At 71.8% G+C, this 20,667-nt stretch carries 19 protein-coding genes and 1 pseudogene; 9 read left to right on the top strand and 11 right to left on the bottom strand.

Annotation, left to right across the window (positions count from 1 at the left end; genetic code table 11):
* The first annotated feature begins 2 nt into the window (after positions 1 to 2).
* Together IF04_RS0128325 and IF04_RS0128320 are read left to right on the top strand one after the other, a co-directional pair.
* Positions 3 to 1,964 (top strand): fumarate reductase/succinate dehydrogenase flavoprotein subunit, encoded by a 1,962-nt coding sequence (locus IF04_RS0128325; protein WP_030263988.1) that lies wholly within the window; start codon positions 3 to 5, stop codon positions 1,962 to 1,964.
* Positions 1,961 to 2,734 (top strand): succinate dehydrogenase/fumarate reductase iron-sulfur subunit, encoded by a 774-nt coding sequence (locus IF04_RS0128320; RefSeq protein ID WP_030263984.1) that lies wholly within the window; start codon positions 1,961 to 1,963, stop codon positions 2,732 to 2,734. Before IF04_RS0128325 ends, IF04_RS0128320 begins: the two co-directional genes overlap by 4 nt.
* An 18-nt stretch (positions 2,735 to 2,752) precedes the next feature.
* Here IF04_RS0128320 and IF04_RS0128315 read toward each other — a convergent pair whose 3' ends face one another.
* The 6 genes from IF04_RS0128315 to IF04_RS0128290 form a co-directional block, all read right to left on the bottom strand.
* On the bottom strand, positions 2,753 to 5,428 hold the full coding sequence (locus tag IF04_RS0128315) for a SpoIIE family protein phosphatase (RefSeq protein ID WP_245654537.1): 2,676 nt from the start codon (positions 5,426 to 5,428) through the stop codon (positions 2,753 to 2,755).
* Positions 5,429 to 5,718: 290 nt separating this feature from the next.
* Positions 5,719 to 6,114, bottom strand: coding sequence for an ATP-binding protein (locus IF04_RS0128310; RefSeq protein ID WP_030263980.1), 396 nt, complete (start codon positions 6,112 to 6,114; stop codon positions 5,719 to 5,721).
* Positions 6,115 to 6,314: 200 nt separating this feature from the next.
* Positions 6,315 to 6,725: a (deoxy)nucleoside triphosphate pyrophosphohydrolase gene (locus IF04_RS0128305; protein ID WP_211259868.1), complete on the bottom strand. Its 411-nt coding sequence runs from the start codon at positions 6,723 to 6,725 to the stop codon at positions 6,315 to 6,317.
* A gap of 84 nt (positions 6,726 to 6,809) precedes the next feature.
* The gene (locus tag IF04_RS0128300; RefSeq protein ID WP_030263977.1) at positions 6,810 to 6,989 is read right to left on the bottom strand and encodes a hypothetical protein; all 180 of its coding nucleotides are present in this window, start codon (positions 6,987 to 6,989) and stop codon (positions 6,810 to 6,812) included.
* 268 nt (positions 6,990 to 7,257) lie between these two features.
* Entirely contained in the window at positions 7,258 to 8,949 is a 1,692-nt protein-coding gene (locus IF04_RS0128295; protein ID WP_030263974.1) for an APC family permease, read from the bottom strand.
* A 316-nt stretch (positions 8,950 to 9,265) separates the two neighbouring features.
* Complete coding sequence (locus IF04_RS0128290; protein WP_030263971.1) at positions 9,266 to 10,018, bottom strand: GntR family transcriptional regulator; 753 nt, start codon at positions 10,016 to 10,018, stop codon at positions 9,266 to 9,268.
* A gap of 346 nt (positions 10,019 to 10,364) precedes the next feature.
* Here IF04_RS0128290 and IF04_RS0128285 point away from each other — a divergent pair, with 346 nt between their 5' ends.
* A complete protein-coding gene (locus IF04_RS0128285) occupies positions 10,365 to 11,132 on the top strand; it encodes a PIG-L deacetylase family protein (protein WP_037961035.1) in 768 nt (255 codons plus the stop codon).
* 130 nt (positions 11,133 to 11,262) lie between these two features.
* Here the strand turns inward: IF04_RS0128285 and IF04_RS36110 are convergent, their stop codons facing one another.
* The 4 genes from IF04_RS36110 to IF04_RS0128265 form a co-directional block, all read right to left on the bottom strand.
* Positions 11,263 to 12,681 carry an amidohydrolase family protein gene (locus IF04_RS36110; RefSeq protein ID WP_030263965.1) on the bottom strand — a complete coding sequence of 473 codons (1,419 nt, stop codon included), beginning with the start codon at positions 12,679 to 12,681 and terminating at the stop codon, positions 11,263 to 11,265.
* Positions 12,682 to 12,766: 85 nt separating this feature from the next.
* Positions 12,767 to 13,597 carry an alpha/beta hydrolase fold domain-containing protein gene (locus IF04_RS0128275; RefSeq protein ID WP_051831638.1) on the bottom strand — a complete coding sequence of 277 codons (831 nt, stop codon included), beginning with the start codon at positions 13,595 to 13,597 and terminating at the stop codon, positions 12,767 to 12,769.
* An 8-nt stretch (positions 13,598 to 13,605) separates the two neighbouring features.
* Positions 13,606 to 14,565, bottom strand: coding sequence for an alpha/beta fold hydrolase (locus IF04_RS0128270; RefSeq protein WP_063829537.1), 960 nt, complete (start codon positions 14,563 to 14,565; stop codon positions 13,606 to 13,608).
* Positions 14,562 to 16,154, bottom strand: a complete 1,593-nt coding sequence (locus IF04_RS0128265; protein ID WP_078600897.1) for a flavin-containing monooxygenase — start codon at positions 16,152 to 16,154, stop codon at positions 14,562 to 14,564. The genes IF04_RS0128270 and IF04_RS0128265 overlap by 4 nt, the downstream gene beginning before the upstream one ends.
* A 122-nt stretch (positions 16,155 to 16,276) precedes the next feature.
* On the opposite strand from IF04_RS0128265, the gene IF04_RS0128260 reads away from it, so the two are divergent.
* Complete coding sequence (locus tag IF04_RS0128260) at positions 16,277 to 17,299, top strand: AraC family transcriptional regulator (RefSeq protein ID WP_030263951.1); 1,023 nt, start codon at positions 16,277 to 16,279, stop codon at positions 17,297 to 17,299.
* 119 nt (positions 17,300 to 17,418) lie between these two features.
* Positions 17,419 to 18,300: an SDR family NAD(P)-dependent oxidoreductase gene (locus IF04_RS0128255; RefSeq protein WP_037961032.1), complete on the top strand. Its 882-nt coding sequence runs from the start codon at positions 17,419 to 17,421 to the stop codon at positions 18,298 to 18,300.
* 47 nt (positions 18,301 to 18,347) lie between these two features.
* Here IF04_RS0128255 and IF04_RS0128250 read toward each other — a convergent pair whose 3' ends face one another.
* Entirely contained in the window at positions 18,348 to 19,019 is a 672-nt protein-coding gene (locus IF04_RS0128250) for an MOSC domain-containing protein (protein ID WP_030263944.1), read from the bottom strand.
* Between the two features lie 171 nt (positions 19,020 to 19,190).
* Here IF04_RS0128250 and IF04_RS0128245 point away from each other — a divergent pair, with 171 nt between their 5' ends.
* The 4 genes and pseudogenes from IF04_RS0128245 to IF04_RS36105 all read left to right on the top strand — a co-directional run.
* Positions 19,191 to 19,523, top strand: a complete 333-nt coding sequence (locus IF04_RS0128245; protein WP_030263941.1) for a hypothetical protein — start codon at positions 19,191 to 19,193, stop codon at positions 19,521 to 19,523.
* A 28-nt stretch (positions 19,524 to 19,551) separates the two neighbouring features.
* Positions 19,552 to 19,863 (top strand): pore-forming ESAT-6 family protein, encoded by a 312-nt coding sequence (locus IF04_RS0128240; protein WP_030263938.1) that lies wholly within the window; start codon positions 19,552 to 19,554, stop codon positions 19,861 to 19,863.
* A gap of 40 nt (positions 19,864 to 19,903) precedes the next feature.
* Positions 19,904 to 20,308 (top strand): DUF6507 family protein, encoded by a 405-nt coding sequence (locus IF04_RS0128235; RefSeq protein WP_030263935.1) that lies wholly within the window; start codon positions 19,904 to 19,906, stop codon positions 20,306 to 20,308.
* A pseudogene (locus IF04_RS36105) lies at positions 20,305 to 20,667 on the top strand (ADP-ribosyltransferase); the annotation flags it as partial. The gene IF04_RS0128235 and the pseudogene IF04_RS36105, both read left to right, overlap by 4 nt.

Below are 20,667 nucleotides of genomic sequence, written 5' to 3'. Positions count from 1 at the left end.
TCATGACGCAAGTCGAACGGCAGGGCTGGGACGTGGTCGTGGTGGGCGCGGGCGGCGCCGGGCTGCGGGCCGCCATCGAGGCCCGCGAGCAGGGCATGCGGACGGCGGTGATCTGCAAGTCGCTCTTCGGCAAGGCCCATACGGTCATGGCCGAGGGCGGCATCGCCGCCAGCATGGGCAACGTCAACGAGGGCGACAACTGGAAGGTCCACTTCCGCGACACGATGCGGGGCGGGAAGTTCCTGAACCACTGGCGGATGGCCGAGCTGCACGCGCGCGAGGCCCCGGACCGGGTCTGGGAGCTGGAGACCTGGGGCGCGCTCTTCGACCGGACGCCGGACGGGCGGATCTCGCAGCGCAACTTCGGCGGGCACGAGTACCCGCGCCTCGCGCACGTCGGCGACCGTACGGGCCTGGAGCTGATCCGCACCCTCCAGCAGAAGATCGTCTCGCTGCAGCAGGAGGACGAGCGGGAGTTCGGCGCGTACGACGCGCGCCTGAAGGTGTTCCAGGAGTGCACGGTCACCCGGATCTTGAAAGAACACAGCCTCAAGCAGGACGGCCGGGTCGCGGGAGCGTTCTGTTACGAGCGGGAGTCCGGCCGCTTCTTCGTCCTGGAGGCCCCGGCCGTCGTCCTCGCCACCGGCGGCATCGGCAAGTCCTTCAAGGTGACGTCGAATTCCTGGGAGTACACCGGCGACGGCCACGCACTCGCCCTGCTCGCCGGAGCCCCGCTCGTGAACATGGAGTTCGTCCAGTTCCACCCCACCGGCATGGTCTGGCCGCCGTCGGTGAAGGGCATCCTCGTCACCGAGTCGGTGCGCGGCGACGGCGGGGTGCTGCGCAACAGCGACGGCAAGCGCTTCATGTTCGACTACGTCCCGGACGTCTTCAAGGAAAAGTACGCGCAGTCCGAGGACGAGGGCGACCGCTGGTACGAGGACCCGGACAACAACCGCCGGCCGCCCGAGCTGCTGCCCCGCGACGAGGTCGCGCGGGCCATCAACGCCGAGGTCAAGGCGGGCCGCGGCTCCCCGCACGGCGGCGTCTTCCTCGACGTCTCCACGCGGATGCCCGCCGAGGTGATCCGCCGTCGGCTGCCCTCGATGCACCACCAGTTCAAGGAGCTGGCGGACGTGGACATCACGGCCGAGGCGATGGAGGTCGGGCCGACCTGCCACTACGTCATGGGCGGCGTGGACGTCGACCCGGACACCGCGGCCGCGGCCGGCGTGCCCGGGCTCTTCGCCGCGGGCGAGGTGGCCGGCGGGATGCACGGCTCCAACCGGCTCGGCGGCAACTCCCTCTCCGACCTGCTGGTCTTCGGGCGGCGGGCCGGGCTGTACGCGGCGGAGTACGCCGCGGCGCTGGTGAGCGGCGAGCGGCCCGCCGTGGACCCGCGGGAGATGGAGGCGGCCGAGGCGGAGGCGCTGCGGCCGTTCAGCGCGGAGGGCACGGACCCGCTGCACCCCGGGGGCCCGGCGGAGAACCCGTACACCCTGCATCAGGAGCTCCAGCAGGCGATGAACGACCTGGTGGGCATCATCCGGCGGCAGCCGGAGATGGAGCAGGCGCTGGACAAGCTGGCGGACCTGCGGGTGCGGGCGCGGCGGGCCGGGGTGGAGGGCCACCGGCAGTACAACCCCGGCTGGCACCTCTCCATCGACCTGCGGAACATGCTGCTGGTCAGCGAGTGCGTGGCGCGGGCCGCGCTGGAACGCAAGGAGAGCCGCGGCGGCCACACCCGCGACGACCACCCGGAGATGGACCGCCGCTGGCGCCGCGTCAACCTGCTGTGCCGGCTGGCCACGAACGAGAGCCGCACCGGACTCCCCGAAGATCCGGCGCTCGCCCACATCCGGCTGGAACGGCGGGAGATGCCGGCGATCCGCGCCGACCTGCTGGAGCTGTTCGAGCGGGACGAACTGGCGAAGTACCTGACGGACGAGGAGCTGAGCTCGTGAGTTCGTACGACGCGCACTTCAGGGTGTGGCGGGGGGACGCGGCGGGCGGCGCCCTCGGCGACTTCACCGTCGAGGTGAATGAGGGCGAGGTGGTGCTGGACATCATCCACCGGCTGCAGGCCACCCAGGCGCCGGACCTGGCCGTGCGCTGGAACTGCAAGGCCGGCAAGTGCGGCTCGTGCAGCGCGGAGATCAACGGCCGGCCGCGGCTGATGTGCATGACGCGGATGTCGGTCTTCGACCGCGCGGAGACCGTCACGGTCACGCCGATGCGGGCCTTCCCCGTGGTCCGCGACCTGGTCACGGACGTCTCCTTCAACTACGCCAAGGCCCGCGAGGTGCCGTCCTTCGTCCCGCCCGCCGACCTCAAGCCCGGCGAGTACCGGATGCGGCAGGAGGACGTCGGCCGCTCGCAGGAGTTCCGGAAGTGCATCGAGTGCTTCCTCTGCCAGGACACCTGCCATGTCGTCCGCGACCACGAGGAGAACAAGGAGGCGTTCGCGGGCCCCCGCTTCCTGATGCGCGTCGCCGAGCTGGACATGCATCCGCTGGACGCCGCGGCCGACGAGGGCCTGGACCGCAAGACCGCCGCCCAGGACGCCCACGGTCTGGGCTACTGCAACATCACCAAGTGCTGCACCGAGGTCTGTCCCGAACACATCCGCATCACGGACAACGCGCTGATCCCCCTGAAGGAACGGGCGGCGGACCGCAAGTACGACCCGCTGATCTGGCTGGGGAAGACGATCCGCCGTCGCCGGTCGGGGTGACCCGACCGGGCGCGTCGGTCAGAAAAGGTCCAGCAGAGCATCCGCCGGATCCACCGGCTTTGTATCGCCGTCGGGCAGGTCCAGTTCGAACCAGACGGTCTTGCCCCGCGGCGTACGCCGGCTGCCCCAGCCCCTGCTGAGGAGGCCGACGAGCTGGAGGCCGCGGCCGCCCTCGTCGGTGTCGCGCGCGCGCCGCCGCCGCGGCTGCGCGAGGTCCGCGTCCCAGACCTCGCAGACGAGCGTGCGGTCCAGCAGCAGCCGGAGCCGGATGTCGCCGTGGCCGTGCCGCAGGGCGTTCGTGACCAGTTCGCTGACCAGCAGTTCGGTGGTGTCGACGAGAGGTTCCAGGCCCCAGTCGGTGAGCTGGTCGCGGGCCAGTTCGCGGGCGCGGGCGACCGAGCGGGCCTCGGGGGCGAGGCTCCAGTCGCCGACCGCGTCCTTCGGCAGGCCGTGCACCCGGGCCATCAGCAGGGCGATGTCGTCCTCGCCGTGCCGGGTGTCCAGCGCGGACAGTACGTGGTCGCAGGCGTCCTCCAGCGGCCGGCCGGCCGCCGACAGGGCCGTACGGAACGCCCGCAGCCCCTCGTCGAGCGGATGGTCCCGGGACTCGACCAGGCCGTCGGTGTACAGCGCGAGCAGCGCCCCGTCCGGCAGCTCGACCTCGGTCTCCTCGAAGGGCTCGCCGCCGACGCCCAGGGGCATGCCGGGCGGGACATCCAGGAGGAGAGCGTCCTCGCCCTCCTCGACCAGGACCGGCGGCAGATGACCGGCGTTGGCGAACGTACATCGCCGGGTGACCGGGTCGTAGACGGCGTACACGCAGGTGGCGAGGTAGACCTCGGAGAGGTCGGCGGCGCGGTCGGAGCGCCGGGAGCCCGCGTGCGTACCGGCGTCCGCGACGGCTTCGATGTCCGCGTGCTGCCCGGCGCCCCCCGCGGCTCCGCGCCCCCGCAGGCCCGAACGCCTCTCACTGCCCGTGGCACCCAGCCCGCGCGCGATCTCGTCGAGCGCCGAGAGCACCTCGGCCGGCTCCAGATCCAGCAGGGCCAACGTCCTTACCGCCGTACGCAGTTCGCCCATGGCGACGGCGGCGCGCAGGCCGCGTCCCATGACGTCGCCGACGACCAGGGCCGTGCGGTGGCCGGGCAGCTCGATCACGTCGAACCAGTCGCCACCGACCTCCGTGGCGGTCGTACCGGGCAGATAGCGGCAGGCGATGTCCAGGCCCGCCGCCTCGGGGTCGCCGGGCGGCAGCAGGCTGCGCTGGAGGATCAGCGCGCGCTCGTGCTCGCGGCGGTACAGCCGGGCGTTGTCGATGCAGACGGCGGCGCGCGCCGCCAGCTCCACGGCGAGCGCGGTGTCCCGTTCGCCGAAGGACTCGCTGCCCTTCGTCCGGGAGAACTGGACGAGGCCGACGACGGTGTCGCGGGCGACCATGGGCACGGCGAGCGTGGAGTGCACCACGGCGCCGCCGAGCTCGGGCCGCTCGTCGTCCGTCTGCCGTCCCGGGATGATCTGCGCCTCGGCCGTACGGAGCGCGCCCGCGCAAGGGGAGTTGAAGGGGAAACGGTGCACCGCGCCGACCGCGACCGGCGTGCCGTCGTCCTCCGCCGCGTCGCCGCCCGGGGCGCTGCCGCCGCTGTCGCCCTCCGGGAGCGGCCCGTCGGACACGGCGCTGGCGAAGGCGACCCTGCGCAGCTCGGCGCTGCCGTCGGTCATGCCGGGCGGCGCCTCGTCCCCGGCCAGCAGTCCTTGGTACAGGTCGACCGAGGCCAGGTCGCAGAACTGCGGCACGGCGACGTCGAGGAGGGTGCGGGCCGTGGTCTCCAGATCCAGCGAATTGCCTATGCGCGCCCCCGCTTCGTTCAACAGCGCGAGATTGCGGCGGGCGTTGGCGGCCTCCCGCTCGGCGCGGCGGCGGCCCGTGACGTCCTGGGCGAGCGCCGCGACGCCGATGGGGCGGCCGCTGGCGCTGTGCAGCCGGTACAGCGACACCGACCAGCGGCGGCGCTCGTCCGTGCCGTGCGGGGTGCCCACGAGCTGCATCTCGGCGACCGGGTCGCCGGTCTCCAGGACCCGGCGCAGCGCGGCGTTGAGCCGGTCGGCCTCGGGGCGGGGCAGATACTCCTCGGGCGACGCGCCGTTGAACCTGCTCGGCGGGCCGCCGAAGACGGTGGCGAAGCGCTCGTTGACCCGGCGCAGCCGCAGGTCCGTGCCGAAGAGCATGAATCCGATCGGGGACTGTCCGAAAACCGCCTGCGCGGCGGCGAGGTCGGTCTCGATGCCGCGCAGCGCCCGTACGTCCACGACGAGGCAGACCGCGGCCCGGTCACCCGTGCCGGTCTCGGACGGCATGACATAGATCTCGGCGAGGCCGTCGACGGGGGCGTCCGGGCCCGTGCGGTAGGGCACCAGGCCGGTCCACTCGCGGCCGTCGAGGATCTCGCTGACCGTGCGGTGCCCGGCCTCGCGCAGCTCGCGCGGGACGAACGCCTCCACCGGGTCCTGGCCGATGGCGTCCTTGGCGGGGATGCCGAGCATGTCGGCGGCGCGGCGGCTCCACTGCTCGATGCGGCCGTCGGGCCCGAGGGCGAAAGAGGCGACGCGGATGTAGTCGTAGATCGATCCGGGCGCGCTGCTCTGCCAGACGGGCGGGCCGTCCGGTACGTCCATCCGGCCCGACCCATCCCTCATCGCAGGGTGTTCCTCACCCGCTGACATCTCGCTCACGAGCCCCGTCCCCTCCAGCTCATCGTGCCCGGACCGGACAGGCCGAGTATCCAGCAACACGGCTATCCGGAACACGGTCTTCACGATCACAGCACAGTCTCGATCGCAGGTCATCGACGAGTTCTCGATGAATCTGCAACGATCGCGACCCACCCAGACTCATAACCAGACACGGTGCGCTCCAACCTCCCCACCAGGCACGAAGCAGTGATTTCTGCGCGACGGCCACAGGGGGCGCGATCGCCCGGTGGGTGTCAGCCGGTTTCGGCGAGCTCGAACCACACCGTCTTGCCGCTCCTGCCCCGTCGGGTGCCCCAGCGGCGGGCACTGCATGCCACCAGCTGCAGTCCGCGTCCGCCCTCGTCGTCGGGCGCGGCCGTGCGCTCGCGGGGCGGGTCGGGGAGCGGGTCGGACACTTCCACGAGGAGGTCGCCGCCGCGCAGCCGGACGATCCGTACGCCGATCGGCCCGCTGGCGTAGCGCAGGGAGTTGGTCACCAGCTCGCTGACGAGGAGGACGGCCACGTCCACCGCCGGCTCCATGTCCCAGTCGCGCAGCGTCTCGCGGACCATGGCACGGGCCGTACGGACCACGCCCGGCTCGGCCGGGAAGCTCCACTCGGCGATCGGGGGGATCGCTGCCGTGCCCAGCCGGCGGGCCTGCCACGCAGGCGACCCCGAGGGACCTGCCGCTGCGCTCTCGCTCACGCCGATCACTTCCCCAGCCCGATGCTCCCCCGGCGGTTTTGTACATTTTGAGGGGGGTTAATCAGCACATACCCGATATCAGGGTTCGGTTATCGCCCCAAGAGGGTCAACCAGGTGCATCGTGGCGCGAACGGCGTAGCCCGTCATTCGAGCGCCCCCTGCCTCATGAGCTGCGTCATCGCTTCGGCGACGGCCGGCCGGTCCTGGTCCAGCCAGTCCACCGTGCCCTCGTCGCCCGGCGGCAGCCAGCGCAGCGCATCGTGGTCCTGCAGCGGCCGCGGCGTCCCGGAGACCAGCCGTACGGTCCACACCTGGAGCACCAGTCCGGGTTTCAGCGGCCACTCCCCGGGGATGCGCGCCAGCGGCTCGACCGCGACGCCCAGTTCCTCGCGCAGCTCCCGTACGAGCGCCTGCTCGGGCGTCTCGCCGTCCTCGACCTTGCCGCCGGGCAGCTCCCAGCGTCCGGCCAGCTCCGGCGGCGCGCTGCGCCGCGCGGCCAGCAGCCGCCCCCGGTCCAGCACCGCTCCGCCCACCACCACGCGCACCGCACTCATGCGTGGCAGCCTATGCGGCCGTCACTCTCTGCCCGCCTCGCCCCTTCCCGCACCGGTCCCGCGCCGGTCCCGCCGCCGCGACCGTCAGGCCGTGGCGCGGTCGACGCGCTCGACCACGTAGAGCCGCTCGCGCGCGCGGCCGCCGAGCCGGTCGGCGACCTGCTCCGCCTCCGTGCGGGTGGCGTACCGGCCGACGCGGTAGCGGTTGCCGTTGTCGTCCTCGCGGATGACCAGCCACGGCAGTACGGCGCCACTGTCGGTCATCGCGCTCCTCCGTCCGCCGTCCGGCGCGCCGTGGCGCGCCCGTCCTGCACTAACACCGAAAACCCGATCCGCATATGCCCGAGCCTACGCCCGACCTTCACGCACCGGATACGTCTTTGCACAAAGAGGCACCGAACCGGCCATGTCACCGTCCACATCCGTCGTCCCGCGTCACTCGTACCGCTGACCGGTCGCCCGGCGGGCCCGGAAACGACGGCCGCCCGGCACCGAGACGGTGCCGGGCGGCCGGACGAGTGCGGGCGGTGGATCAGGCGCCGGCGCCGACCTTCTCGGCCGGCTCCCGGCCCTCGTCGTCACCGTCGGTGGCCTCGTCCCGCTCGGCAGCGGCGCGCGCCTCGGCCTCGGCCACGAGGAGCGAGGGGTTGCGCCAGGAGCTGCGCACGCCCCAGTAGTAGAAGGCCAGCGCGAGCACCACGACGACCGCGAGGTCCACGCCCTGCGGGATGAAGCCGCGGCCGCCGAACTCCGTGCCGCCGCAGTACGACACCGCGGCCATGACCAGCAGGTACGCGACCATCCAGGCGCCGGCCTTCAGGTGCGGCTTCAGCTCGGCCCAGGGCTTGCGCAGCTCGTACCAGGCCCAGACGGGCAGGCCGACGGCCATGATCAGGATGACCTTGCCGGTGAGCGGCCAGCGGCCCCAGTACAGGACGAGCGAGCCGAAGACCATCGCGATCGGGGCGATGACCGGCATGGCGCGCAGCTTCACGGGGCGCTTGAGGTCCGGCGAGAGGCGGCGCAGCGACATCACGGCGACCGGGCCGGTGATGTACGAGATGACGGTCGCGATGGACACGATCTCGGCGAGCGAGCCCCAGCCGCGGAAGACCGCGAGGAAGAGGAACGCGATGACCAGGTTGAGGACCAGCGCCGGGCGCGGCACGCCGGTCTTCTTGTCGACCTTGCCGAAGATGCCGGGCAGGTGGCCGTTCTCCTGCACGCCGTGGATCATGCGCGAGGTGGTGGCGGCGTAGATCATGCCGGTGCCGGACGGGGAGATGAAGGCGTCCGCGTACAGCAGCATCGCCAGCCAGTTCAGGCCCCAGGCGAGCGAGAGGTCGGCGAGCGGGGAGTTGAAGCCGAGCCCGGCCCAGCCGTTCGCCTCGGACAGGTCGCCGTGCGGGACGCCCATGAGGAAGGCGACCTGCAGGGCCAGGTAGATGATCAGCGCGATGACGATCGAGGAGATGACCGCCTTGGGCAGCGACTTGCCCGGGTTGCGCGCCTCGGCCGCCATGTTCAGCGGGGACTGGAAGCCGTTGAAGGCCCAGACGATGCCGGAGAGGGCGACGGCGGTGAAGACGGCGCTCCAGCCGTTGGGCGCGAAGCCGCCGAAGTCCTTGACGTTGCTGGTGTCGAAGTGCGCCAGCATCAGGGCGCCGGCGGTCAGGATCGGGACCACGACCTTGAAGACCGTGATCGCGGTGTTGGTCTTCGCGAACAGCGTGATCGCGAACCAGTTCAGGAAGAAGTAGAAGATCAGCAGCACGCTGGCGCACGCGACGCCGGAGCCGGTGAGCTCCTTGCCGTCGTACAGGCCCTGCGCCCAGCCGAAGTCCCACGAGCTCATGTACTGAACGGACGCGGTCGCCTCACCGGGGATGACGGAGACGATCGCGATCCAGTTGGCCCAGGCGGCGAGGTAGCCGGCCAGCGAGCCGTGCGAGTACTGGCCGTACCGGACCATGCCGCCGGCCTTGGGGAACATCGAACCCAGCTCGCTGTAGGTCAGCGCGATGGTGAGGGCGACGATCGCGCCGATGACCCAGGCCAGGATGGCGGCAGGACCGGCGATGGCGGCGGCGCGCTCGGCTCCGAACAGCCAGCCGGAGCCGATGATCGACCCGAGTCCCGTGGCCGTCAGGGCGATGGTCCCTAGGGACCTGCGGTAGTTCGAGCTGGAGCCCTGCTCCGCGCTCGGGGTCTTCGGCGTGCTCAACGTGCTTGGTCTCCTGATCTTCCCCCACGGCCGTGCACAAACTTCGCCATCGTAAGAGCGAAACGGAAGATCAGAATCCAAGGTTCGGTCAAATACCCCTGTTCACTTGGGCGATGTGAGTTTTTCAACATCGCAAAGTGGGGGACAAATGTGGACATTGTTGGGCGTTCCAGGGTGCTGACCTGGTGGTTACGCACCAGTACGGACGGTGGTGTGCCGGCGTCAGTACGCAGTCGGCACAGGGCACTTCGCTACCGGGAACGGTGTCGGCTCACCATTTCACTGCCCGGCCGCCGCACCGGCCCACCGCGGCGGCTCACTTCACCGGGAGGTGGTAAGCGACCCGGTGCCGGTCGGCGAGCATGACCACATCGGCGGTCTCCACGGGGCGGCCGCCCGCGTAATACGTCCGCGAGATGACCAGTACGACATGGCCGGGCACGCCGCCCAGCACCATCGCCTCCTCGGCCAGCCCCGGCCGGGCCCCGACCTCCTCGACGACGTTGTCGACGATCACGTCGATGGCCGCCATCCGCTCGACCACGCCGCGCCCGGCCAGCGGCCCCTCCTCGGGCAGCATCACGGGCGTCCGGCCCGTCACCTCCAGCGGCTCCCAGGAGGTGGAGAGCATCGCGGGCTCGCCCTCGGTGCGGAAGAGATAGTGCGTACGCATGACCCGCTCGCCCGGCCTGATGCGCAGCCGGTCCGCGATCGCGTCGCTCGCCTCGTCCTGCTCGCTGCTGGACTCCCAGGTCCCCTTGACCTTCTCGTCCGACTGCTCCTGGCGGAACGGCGTCGCGCCGGCGCCGGTGCGGAATCCGGCGCGGGCGATGCGGCGCTGGGCGGGGCGCTCGCGGACGTATGTCCCCGATCCCGAGCGGCCCTCCACCAGTCCTTCGGCCATCAGGACCTTGCGCGCCTCCAGCGCGACCGTGTCCGAAACGCCGTACTCCTCGCGGATGCGGGCTTGCGAGGGGAGGCGGGTGTGCGGCGGCAGCACGCCGTCGACGATCTTCTGACGCAGGTCACCGGCGACACGGAGGTACGCGGGCTGCTCACCGAAAGGCACATGCCCTCCCAAGGGCTTGACAGTCAGCAACAGCGTGGCAACCCACCGTTGCCACCCGCAAGCCTGGGCCACTTATTCACCCGATGTGATGACATGCAGCTCAGCAGGCACAGCAGCAGGCGCACTTGCGCGCCCGGCGCGCGCCACGGCTGCGCGCCGGCGCCACCCGGAGGTCCCCCGAACCTCCTGCAGGCCCCCCACGACCGTCGAGGATCAGCCGTTTCCGACGGGCCCGTTTCCGCCATCCCCGGGCACCGCACCGTGGCATGCTCGAAGCAGGCGTACGCCGTTCACCGGTACGCCGCGCAGGGACGCGCACGCCGTGCGCCCCGGGAAGGAGCCCCTCGTGCCCGCACCCGACCCCACGGCCCCCGGCCCCGCCGGCCTCACGCCGCTGCCCGACGACTGGCAGCGCGCGCTGGCGATCGTCGCCCACCCCGACGACCTCGAATACGGTGCCGCCGCCGCGGTCGCCGAGTGGACCGACGCCGGCCGCGAGGTCACGTATCTCCTGGTCACCCACGGAGAGGCGGGCATCGACGGGCTCGGCCCCGAGGAGTGCGCGGTGGTCCGGGAGGCCGAGCAGCGGGCGAGCGCGGCGGCGGTCGGCGTGCAGAACGTGGAGTTCCTGGGCCATCCGGACGGCGTCATCGAGGCCGGGCTGCCGCTCCGCCGGGACCTGGCGGCCGCGGTCCGGCGGCACCGCCCGGAGCTGCTGATCACGCTCAACCACCACGACACCTGGGGCGGCGTGCACTGGAACACGCCCGACCACCGGGTGGTCGGGCGCGCCGTCCTGGACGCGGCGGGCGACGCGGGCAACCGCTGGATCTTCCCCGAGCTGTTCAAGGAGTACGGACTCCCGCCCTGGGAGGGCGTGCGCTGGATGGCGGTCGCCGGATCGCCGCACCCCACGCACGCCGTCGAGGTCGGCCCCGGCATCGAGCGCGCCATCACCTCGCTCGCCGAACACCGCTCGTACATCGAGGGCCTCAACGGCGGCGCCCAGGACCCGCTCGCCTACGCCCGCGGCTTCATCGAGCAGATGCTCCAAATGGCGGGCGAACGCCACCGCGGCCTTCCGGCGGTCACCTTCGAGGTGTTCCCCCGCTGAACGCCCGCAGCCCCGCGATCAGCCACTCGACCGCCGGGGCCGTCGCGGCCGGTGCGGGCCGACCGTTGACCACCGCGAGGAGCTGCCAGTACCGCTCGTACTCGGCGACGTGCGAGGAACGACGCGGATGCTACGCCGCCGCCCGGACGTGCGCGGCCGCGCGCTCCGCCTCTCGTACGACCTCCTCCGTGTCGACGCCGACCAGCTGCCCGTGGGCCTTGCGCGGCCGGCCGTCGACGAAGACGTACGAGACGTTCGGGGGCTGGCCGTTCAGGACGATCTGGCTGATCCAGTCGAAGCGGGGCGCGAAGTTGAGCGTGCCGGGGTCCAGGACGAGGACGTCGGCGCGCTTGCCGGGCGTCAGGGAGCCGATCCGGTCGGCCATTCCGATGCACTCGGCGCCGCCCAGCGTCGCCATCCGGAGCACGGCCGGGAGGGTGGGGTGGATCTCCGCGTCCTCGTGCAGCGCGCGCTGGAGCCCGACCGCGGCCTTCATGACGTTGAACATGTCGGAGGTGTCGTTGGTGCCGCCGTCGTGGCCGAGCCCGGCCTTGATGCCGCGCCGGTGCATGGCGGGCAGCGGCATGATGCCGGAGGCCAGCCGCATGTTGCTGAGCGGGCAGTGCGCCACCCGTACGTCGTGGTCCGCGGTCAGCGCGATCTCGTCGTCGGTGAGGTGGATCGCGTGGTTCATCAGCAGCCCGGGCCCGAAGGCACCGGCCTCGCGGAGCGAGCGGATCGGGTCGTCCGCGCGGTCGTCGCGGTGCTCCAGTACATGCGAGTTGAGCAGCACGCCCAGGTCGTGCGCGACCTCCCGGAAGCGGCGCAGCTCCGGCACGGCCTCCATGCCCGCGTGCACGGACACCTGCGCGGAGGCCAGCGGCAGCGGGTCCAGCAGCTCCTTCTTGACGCGCGGTATGAGGTCGATCGCGTCGGCGCTCTGCGTCATCGCGTACACGAAGCGCAGCCCCGTGCCGTCCAGCGCCCGGATGTACTGCTCGCTGGTGTCGTACGGGATGCCGTGCACCCAGTCGACGACGGTGGTGACACCGGCCTGCAAAGCATCCAGGGCGGCGAGGCGCACGAAGCGGTACATGTCCGCGGCGTCGATCTTCGGGAGGGTGGCGCGGTTGCAGGCGGCCAGCCAGCCGTTCAGGTCCTGGTCCGAGCAGCCGCCGCGGATGCTGGACTGCCACAGGTGGTTGTGCAGGTCGACGAAGCCGGGGAGGACGAGCTTGCCGCGGGCGTCGATCACGCGGGCGCCCGCCGGTGCGGTCAGCCCGTGGCCCACCGCGGCCAGCCGCCCGCCCCTCATCAGTACGTCCGCGTGCTCCAGGGTGCCCAGCTCACCGTCGCCGATCCCGGGGTCCATGGTGAGGACGAGGTCGGCGCCGCGGAGCAGGGTGTCGCGGCCGCCGCCGTCGCCGGGTCCGGTCGGTGCCTCCTGGCGTGGCGCGGCGCCGGCGATGCCTGCGGCGAGCGGGACGCTGCCGAGACCTGCCAGAACGGTTCTTCGCGTCAGTTGCGATGTCGGTTTCGGAAAAGTCATTCCGCTGTTGTACCGCGGGTAACACTTCGTCCCGAGAGGCGACTTCGAGCCAACTGACAGTCTGTCAATTACGCCGACCGCAGGCTCAACTCTTCGTAGAATCAGACCACTTGCACAACAGGTGGCGGACCCGTACCAGGGACCTCCGCGCCTCGGGCGTCCACACCGCGCTCACGTAGACGTGGCCCGCCTCGGGCTCGAACGTGTACGTACCGCCATTGCCGGCCGCCGCCAGCCGGTCCGCCAGCAGCCGGGCTTCGGCGGCGAAGAGGTCCCGGCCGCCCTGGAAGACGTGTACCGGCGGCAGCCCGGCCACGTCCGCGAACCGCGGACTGAGCAGCGGGTCGCGCGGATCGGCGCCGTGCGCCCACAGCCGCCCCGCCTCGATCAGGTCATCGGTACGGAGCAGCGGATCGAGCGGTTCGAGGGACGGCAGCGCGGGGTGCGACATCGTGAGGTCGAGCCACGGCGAGAACAGCAGCACCTGGCGCGGCGGGGGCAGGCCCGCGTCCCGGTACGCGACGGCCTGGCCGAGCGCGAGCCCGCCGCCGGCCGAGTCGCCGCCGAGCGTGACATTCTCGGATCCCGCCTCGGCGCACAGGGCGTTGTAGACCGTACGCAGCAGGGCGTACGCCCCGGGCGCGTCACCCTCGGGGGCGAGCCGGTAGAGCGGCACGGTGAGGGTGACGCCGGTGCCCTTGGCGGCGTGCTGGAGGAGCCACCAGTGGGCGGTCTGCAGCGGGAAGGCGTACGCGCCGCCGTGCGTGTAGAGCAGATGGCGGCCGGTGGCGCCGCGGCGCGGGGCGAGCCGCAGGACCGGGCGGCCGGCCACCGTCGAGCGGGTCACCTCGTAGCGGGCGCGCAGCGGGGCCGGTACCGGTGCGGCCTGCGTGTCCGGCGCGCACGTTCCCGCCATCGGTCACGTCATCCCTTCGCGGTGCCCCTCGCCGCCGTGCTCCCGGCGTCGTCCCCCGCAGTGCCCTTCGCGGGGTCCGGCACATCCTTCGCGGGGCCCGCCACGCTGTCCAGGAACCCGGCCGCCAGCGCGGCGAATTCCGCCGCCCGCTCGATCTGGGGCATGTGCCCGGTGGCGGGAAAGAGGTGGCTGCGGGCGTGCGGCAGCGCGGCGACCGCGGCGTGGAAGTGCGTGACCGGCAGTACCGCGTCCGCGTCGCCCCAGACGACGAGGGTGGGCACGCGGGCGGCCGCGGTCCGCGCGAGGAGGGCGCGGCGCCAGCCGGGGTACGAGCCGAGGACCGGCACGCCCAGGCTGAGCATCGTGGCCACGAAGGTGCCCCGGAAGTCGGGCTGCCGGCCGACGAGCCCGGCGTGCCGGATCAGCTCCTCCGTCGCGTGCCGCGGGTCGTGGAACAGGTCGCGGTTGACCTGCACACCGGCCTCCCGGGCCCGGCCCCGGAACCGCTTCCCGATACCGGGCAGCGCAGCCAGTACGGCGTACCCCATGGAGCTCAGCGAGAGGTTGGCCTCGCGGCCGAAGCCGGCGCTGTTGGCGAGGACGAGCGCGGCCACCCGGTCCGGGTACTCCGCCGCGACGGTCATGGCGACCGCGCCGCCGAGGGAGTTGCCCATCAGGTGGACGGGCCGCCGCTCCCCCAGCGCGTCCAGCACGCCGATCACGGCCCGCGCGAAGGAGGCGAGTCCGGCGCGGCCCTTCATGCGGCGGGTCAGGCCGAAGCCGGGCAGGTCGGTGCTGATGACGCGGTGGCCACGCGCCGCGAGCAGGTCGTGGGTGAGCTGCCAGTCCTCCAGGCTGCGCGCGATGCCGTGCAGCAGCACGACCGGCGGGCCGTCCGCGGCGCCGCTGACGCGTACGCGTACGGGGTGGCCCGCGACATCCACGTACGTCGTGTCGGCGGCGGTCACTTGGCGGCCTCCGCCCGCGTGTGCGCCCGGTCCTGCCCCGGCGCACCGGCCGGCGCGTGCTCCGGCTCGCGGCCCGGCACCCGCTCCCCGCGGCGCACGGCCGCGCGGGGCGTGGGTTTCAGCGTGCGCCGGAGGTTCGTGCGCATCGTCGTGGCGGCGTCCAGCACGTAGTTCTGCCGTACCTTCCACGGCCCGCGGTCGCCCTGCCGCGGGAAGGCGTCGATGGAGCGCTTGACGTACCCGGCGGCGAGATCGAGCAGCGGGCGCTCGGCGAGCGGGCGTCCGGGCTCCGGTACCACCGCCGCGTAGTCGTTCCGGTCCATGAAGTTCAGCACCTTGCACACCAGCCGCGAGGTGAGGTCGGCGCGGAGCGTCCAGGAGGCGTTGGTGTAGCCGATGCAGACGGCGAAGTTGGGCACGCCGGTCATCATCGCGCCGCGCCACACGAACTGCCGCGACAGCTCGACCGGCCGCCCGTCGATCTGCGGAGCGATCCCGCCGAAGGCGAGCAGCTGCAGCCCGGTGGCGGTGACGACGACGTCCGCCTCCAGCACCTTCCCCGACTTCAGCCGGATGCCCTCGGGGACGAAGGTGTCGATGTGGTCGGTGACGACCTCGGCCCGGCCCTGCTTCAGCGCCTTGAAGAGGTCGGCGTCCGGCACCGCGCACAGCCGCTGGTCCCAGGGGTTGTACGAGGGCGTGAAGTGGTCCCGCACCGCCTGCTCGTCCTTCAGCATGCGGGTGTTCAGGCGGGTGAGCAGCTTGCGCGCGGCCTGCGGGCGGCGCCTGCAGAACTGGTAGAAGCCGATGCCGAAGAGGATGTTCTTCGTCCGCACGGCACGGTGGGCGACGCCCGCGGGCAGCGCGCTCCGCACCTTGTCGGCGATCTTGTCGCGGCCCGGCACGGCGCTGATCCAGGTCGGCGTGCGCTGCAGCATGGTGACCCGCTCGGCCCGGCCGGCCATCGCCGGCACCAGCGTCACGGCGGTGGCCCCGCTGCCGATGACGACCACGCGCTTGCCCGCGTAGTCCAGGTCCTCGGGCCAGAACTGCGGGTGGACGACGGTCCCGGTGAAGGAGTCCAGGCCGGGGAAGTCGGGCGCGTGCCCCTTGTCGTAGTCGTAGTACCCGGCGCAGGAGTACAGGAAGTCGCAGGTGACGGTGGAGCGTACGGCCTCGCCCGTCGCCTCGTCGGTGCGTTCGAGGGTCAGCGTCCAGCGCGCCTCCCGCGTCGACCAGTCGGCGGAGAGCACCTTCGTGCGGTACCGGATGTGCCTGTCTATCCCGAATTCCGCCGCCGTCTCCTTGATGTACCGCAGGATCGTCGGGCCGTCCGCGATCGACTTGGCGTCCCGCCACGGTTTGAACGGATAGCCGAGCGTGAACATGTCGGAGTCCGAGCGGATGCCCGGGTAGCGGAAGAGATCCCAGGTGCCGCCCAGGGACGCGCGCGCCTCCAGGATCGCGTACGAGCGTCCCGGGCACTCCGTCTGCAGCCGGTAGGCCGCGCCCACGCCGGACAGCCCGGCGCCCACGATCACGACATCGATGTGCTCGGTGTCCGGCCGCTGGCCGGCGGAAGTCGTCATGGCCCCAGTGTGCGCAATGGGGCCGGTGGGCTTCTTGACTTCACGCGACACGTATTTGACCCTGAACGACATGTCGGTGACCGGATTCAGGCACGGGCTCCCAGCATGTCGGTGATCTCAGCATGTCGGTGATCAGATCAGCGGGGCTGCGGGGCTTCCGTGCGACGGTCGCCGAGCTGGGCGGCGATGCCGAGGAGTATGCCGTGGCCGCCGGCCTGCCCGTCGCCGCGCTCGACACCGACGATCTCCTGGTCGACGACCAGGCCATGACGAAGGTGCTGGAGCTCGCCGCCGCCGGGCTGGACCGCCCCGACCTCGGGCTGCGCGTCGCGGCCCGGCAGGACTTCGGCATGCTCGGCGCGCTGGCCCTGGCCATCCAGCACTCCCCCACCGTCGCCGACGCGCTCGAATGCACTTCGCGGTACCTCTTCGTGCACGCGCAGGCCCTCAGCCTCACCCTCGAACCCGACCCGTACGACGCGCCGGGCATCGCCGCCCTCCGCTACGGCCCGCACCCCGGCCTCCCGGCCCCCGTCCAGGGCACTGACCTGGGCCTCGGCTTTCTGCACCGCGCGATCCAGTTCCTCGTCGACGGCCCCTACGGGCTGCGCACCGTCGAGCTCCCGTACCGACCCGCCGCCCCGCTCGCCACGTACGAGGAGTTCTTCGGCGCCCCGGTGCGCGTCGCCGGTCCCGCCGCCCTGCTCCGCGTACCGAAGAGCCTCGGCGACCGGCCGCTCGCGGGCGGCGACGAGCACCTCCGCCGGCTCGCCCTGGCGTTCCTCGCCGAACAGGCACCGGACGAACGGGCCGATATCGTCCTCCGGGTCCGCGGCGCCGTGCAGCAGTCCCTGGGCACCACCCCGCCCGACATCGGCGCCGTCGCCCGACTGCTCAGCGCCCACCCGCGCACGCTGCAGCGGCGGCTGCGCGACGAAGGCACGACGTACGCCGCGATCCTCGACGACGTACGCCGCCAGGCCGCCCGCCACTACCTCACGGGCACCGCCATCCCCATGACCCAGATCGCCGCCCTCCTCGGCCTCTCCGAACAGTCGGCCCTGAGCCGCTGCTGCCGGCGGTGGTGGGGGATGTCGCCTACGGGGGTGCGGCGGGGGGAACGGCTTCCGGAGGCTGTCGCATAGAGGTAAGCCTTGTCGTGCAGAGGTAAGCCTCTGTCGTGCAGGGTCAAGCCGGGGACGGTGCTGCACGGGCAGACTGGTGCGGCCGGAGATCACCGAAGCCCCTACCCCGGAGGAGCCCCATGCCTGCCGCCGCCCTCTCCCCGTACCGTTTCGCCGGCGGTACCGCGGTCCTGACCGGCGCGGCCGGCGGCATGGGCGAGCAGCTGGCCTACGGACTCGCGGCGCGCGGCAGCGGTCTCGTCCTCATCGACCGGGACGCCGACCGGCTGACGGCGGTCGCCGACAAGGTACGTGCCAACCACCCGCACCTGACCGTCGACACCCACGTCGCCGACCTCTCCGACACCGACGGCCTGGACGCCCTCGTCGCGCGGATCACCGAGGCCCACCCCCGCATCACGCTGCTGATCAACAACGCCGGGGTGGCGCTCGGCGGCCGCTTCGAGCAGCTGACGGCCGAGGAGTTCGACTGGGTACAGGCCATCAACTTCCGCGCCCCCGTGGCCCTCACCCGACTCTTCCTGCCGCACCTGCTGCGCACCCCCGGCAGCCACATCGTGAACGTCTCCAGCCTCTTCGGGCTGATCGCGCCGCCCGGCCAGTCGGCGTACGCCGCCAGCAAGTTCGCGCTGCGCGGCTTCAGCGAGGCCCTCCGCCACGAGCTGGCCGACCGCGCCACCGGAGTCACCACCGTCCACCCCGGCGGCATCCGCACCCGTATCGCCGAGAACGCGCGGGTGGCCGCCGCGGCCGACGCGGCCGAGTCCCGCGCGGGCAAGGAGAGCTTCGCCAAGCTGCTGACCTACCCGGCCGACAAGGCCGCCGAGCAGATCCTGGCGGGCATCCGCACCCGCAGCCCCCGCGTCCTGATCGCCACCTCCGCCGTCGTCCCCGACCTTCTGGCCCGCCTCTTCCCCGCCTCGTACATGAGCGTCATGAACCGCCTCCGGCCGTCGACGGCGCGGCGCGCGGTGCCGCGGGCTGGTGGCGGCGGACGGTAGTCCGAGGTCAGCGGCTCCCGTACTTGGCGGCGGACGGTAGTCCGAGGTCAGCGGCTCCCGTACTTGGCGGCGTACTTCCGGGCGATCTCCAGCTGCTCGCGTTCCATCCACTCCGCGGCGACCAGCATGTCCGGCAGCGACTTGCGCTCGGTCGTCACGGCGCGGAACAGCCGCCCGACCGTGACCTCATGATCCGGGCGGTCCACCACCTCGACCGGGTCGCCGGCGCTGAACTCCCCCGGCTCGATGACGCGCAGCATCGCCCCCGAGGAGCCCGCCTGCGTGAACCGCCGCAGCCAGCCCTTCTCGGCGAGCCGGCCCGCGAACGTACGGCACGGGATGCGGCCCCCCGTCACCTCCAGCACGACCCCGTCCCCGACCCGCCACCGCTCGCCGACCAGCGCCTCCCGCAGGTCCATCGCCATGGTGGTGAGGTTCTCCCCGAACGCGCCGTTGGCCAGCGGCCGCCCCAGCTCCTGCTCCCACGCGTCCAGGTCCTCCCGGGCGAACGCGTAGACGGCCCGGTCGTCGCCCCCGTGGTAGCGCAGGTCGCAGACCGTGTCCCCGGCCACCCCGCTCGCTCCGACCCCGGCCGGCCCGGGAGCCGTCACCCGCACCGGCCCGGCCACTGGCTGCTTGTCGATACCGGTCGTTCCGGACGGCGCATCGGTGTACTCGACCGCCTTCGCCGCCCCGACGTTCACACTGAGGATCTTCATAACCCGAATCTAGGCTCTAACGGGACCATTGGGTCGCAGTCGGGCGGCTTACTGATACGCCGCCGCACGGTTATCCACAGGCTCGGTACCCTCGATTGCGGCGCTCATCCCGACTTGATAGATATGACTCCACTTGAGACGACGGTCGTCCAGTCCGACGGGGGGAGCCTGATGAAGTTCGACATGGGAGCGCAGACGCTGTCGACGCTGCAGTCGAAGTCGCGTGGGTCGAGTGAGGATCTGGGGACGCTCATCCGGCAGCTGGTGGACGCCGCGGCGCCGCTGGAGGGCAAGTTCAACGGGTCCGGCAAGGCGGCCTTCGATCAGTTCAAGGCCCGTTCGGACGAGATCGCCTCTGCCCTGCAGAGTTCCCTGTCGGGGATTCTGGGCGGTCAGTCGGGGATGGATTCGGCGTTCAGCTCCGGCGATCAGGAGAGCGGGGACAACGCACGACAGCAGATGTCGGCGGCCAATTTCGACGCGGCGCGATTCGGCGCCCGCTGAACATTCTGTGTGACGGGGAGTGTGTGTGATGGGTGCCGGTCAGGATCGTCGTTCGTACGACACGGGTGCGTCGGCGGATGCGCAGGGCAATATCCAGACGGTGATCGCGCGGCTGGAGCAGGTGATCACGGCGCGCGATGGTCAGGTGAAGGCGGCGATGGCGGACTTCACGGCCGATGGTGTGGCGGATGAGTACCACGGTAAAGAGATGCGCTGGAACCGCGCCTCGCAGGAGGTCAAGAGCATCATCCAGCTGCTGAAGACGACGCTGGAGAAGAACGACGGCACGGCGCAGCACACGCTGTCCAAGGCGAAGGCCGCGGTCGACAACATTGGCTGACCTGCGCGGGCGCAGACAGTAACGGGGAGCGTGGGTAGGCATGGCGGGCTGGGACCTGCATCCGCAGGGCATTTCGGGCGTGCTGAAAACGACCGGTGAATTCGCCGGAAAGATCGAGGGACACGCCAAGGCGTACGGCGATCATCTGCAGTCCGCGGCCACCAGCGCGGGCACGATCACCGCCGAGGGCGAAGCGCACGGCGGCGGCAAGGGCGGGGAAAAGGCCGCCGGCGGCCTGGTGGCCCTGGCCCTCTCGCAATTCGCCGAACACACCACCAACGACCTGAAATTCATCGCCGCCCGGGCCGGAAAGTCCCTCACGGGCGCGGTGGAAGCCACCACCGCCTATCTCAACGGCGACCTGGACATGGCCGCCGAAGCCCAGCGCAAGGCCCTCGGCGTACCGGACCTGGACCCGAAGAAGCCGGGGGTGCAGTCCGCATGAAGATCGAGCTGAAGCCTGATCAGATCCCGCAGTACACCGGTGACCTGGCGCAGCTGGAGAAGGACCATGCGGCGCTGAAGACCGATGCCGGGCACATCCGTACCACCGGCTCGGACGTCCACTCCCATTTCCAGGGCCTGTCGGCGTACTACAAGGCTCCCGAGGCCGAGCAGCTCTTCGCGACGACCAAGCCGGTGCAGGACCGGGCGGACGGCTTCGCCGACGGCCTGGAGACGGTCGCCTCGGCGCTGTCCGCCTACGCCGATGAGATCCGCCCGCTGGTGCCGAAGCTGGCGGAGCTGAAGACCAAGGCGCAGAACTTCATCCGGGACCACAAGGACGATGAGGACGGCGACTAC

The sequence above is a fragment of the Streptomyces violens genome (assembly GCF_000717745.1).
Classification (GTDB): Bacteria; Actinomycetota; Actinomycetes; order Streptomycetales; family Streptomycetaceae; genus Streptomyces; species Streptomyces violens.
Note: the sequence above shows the minus strand (reverse complement) of the source record. Positions and strands in the feature narration are given on the sequence as shown.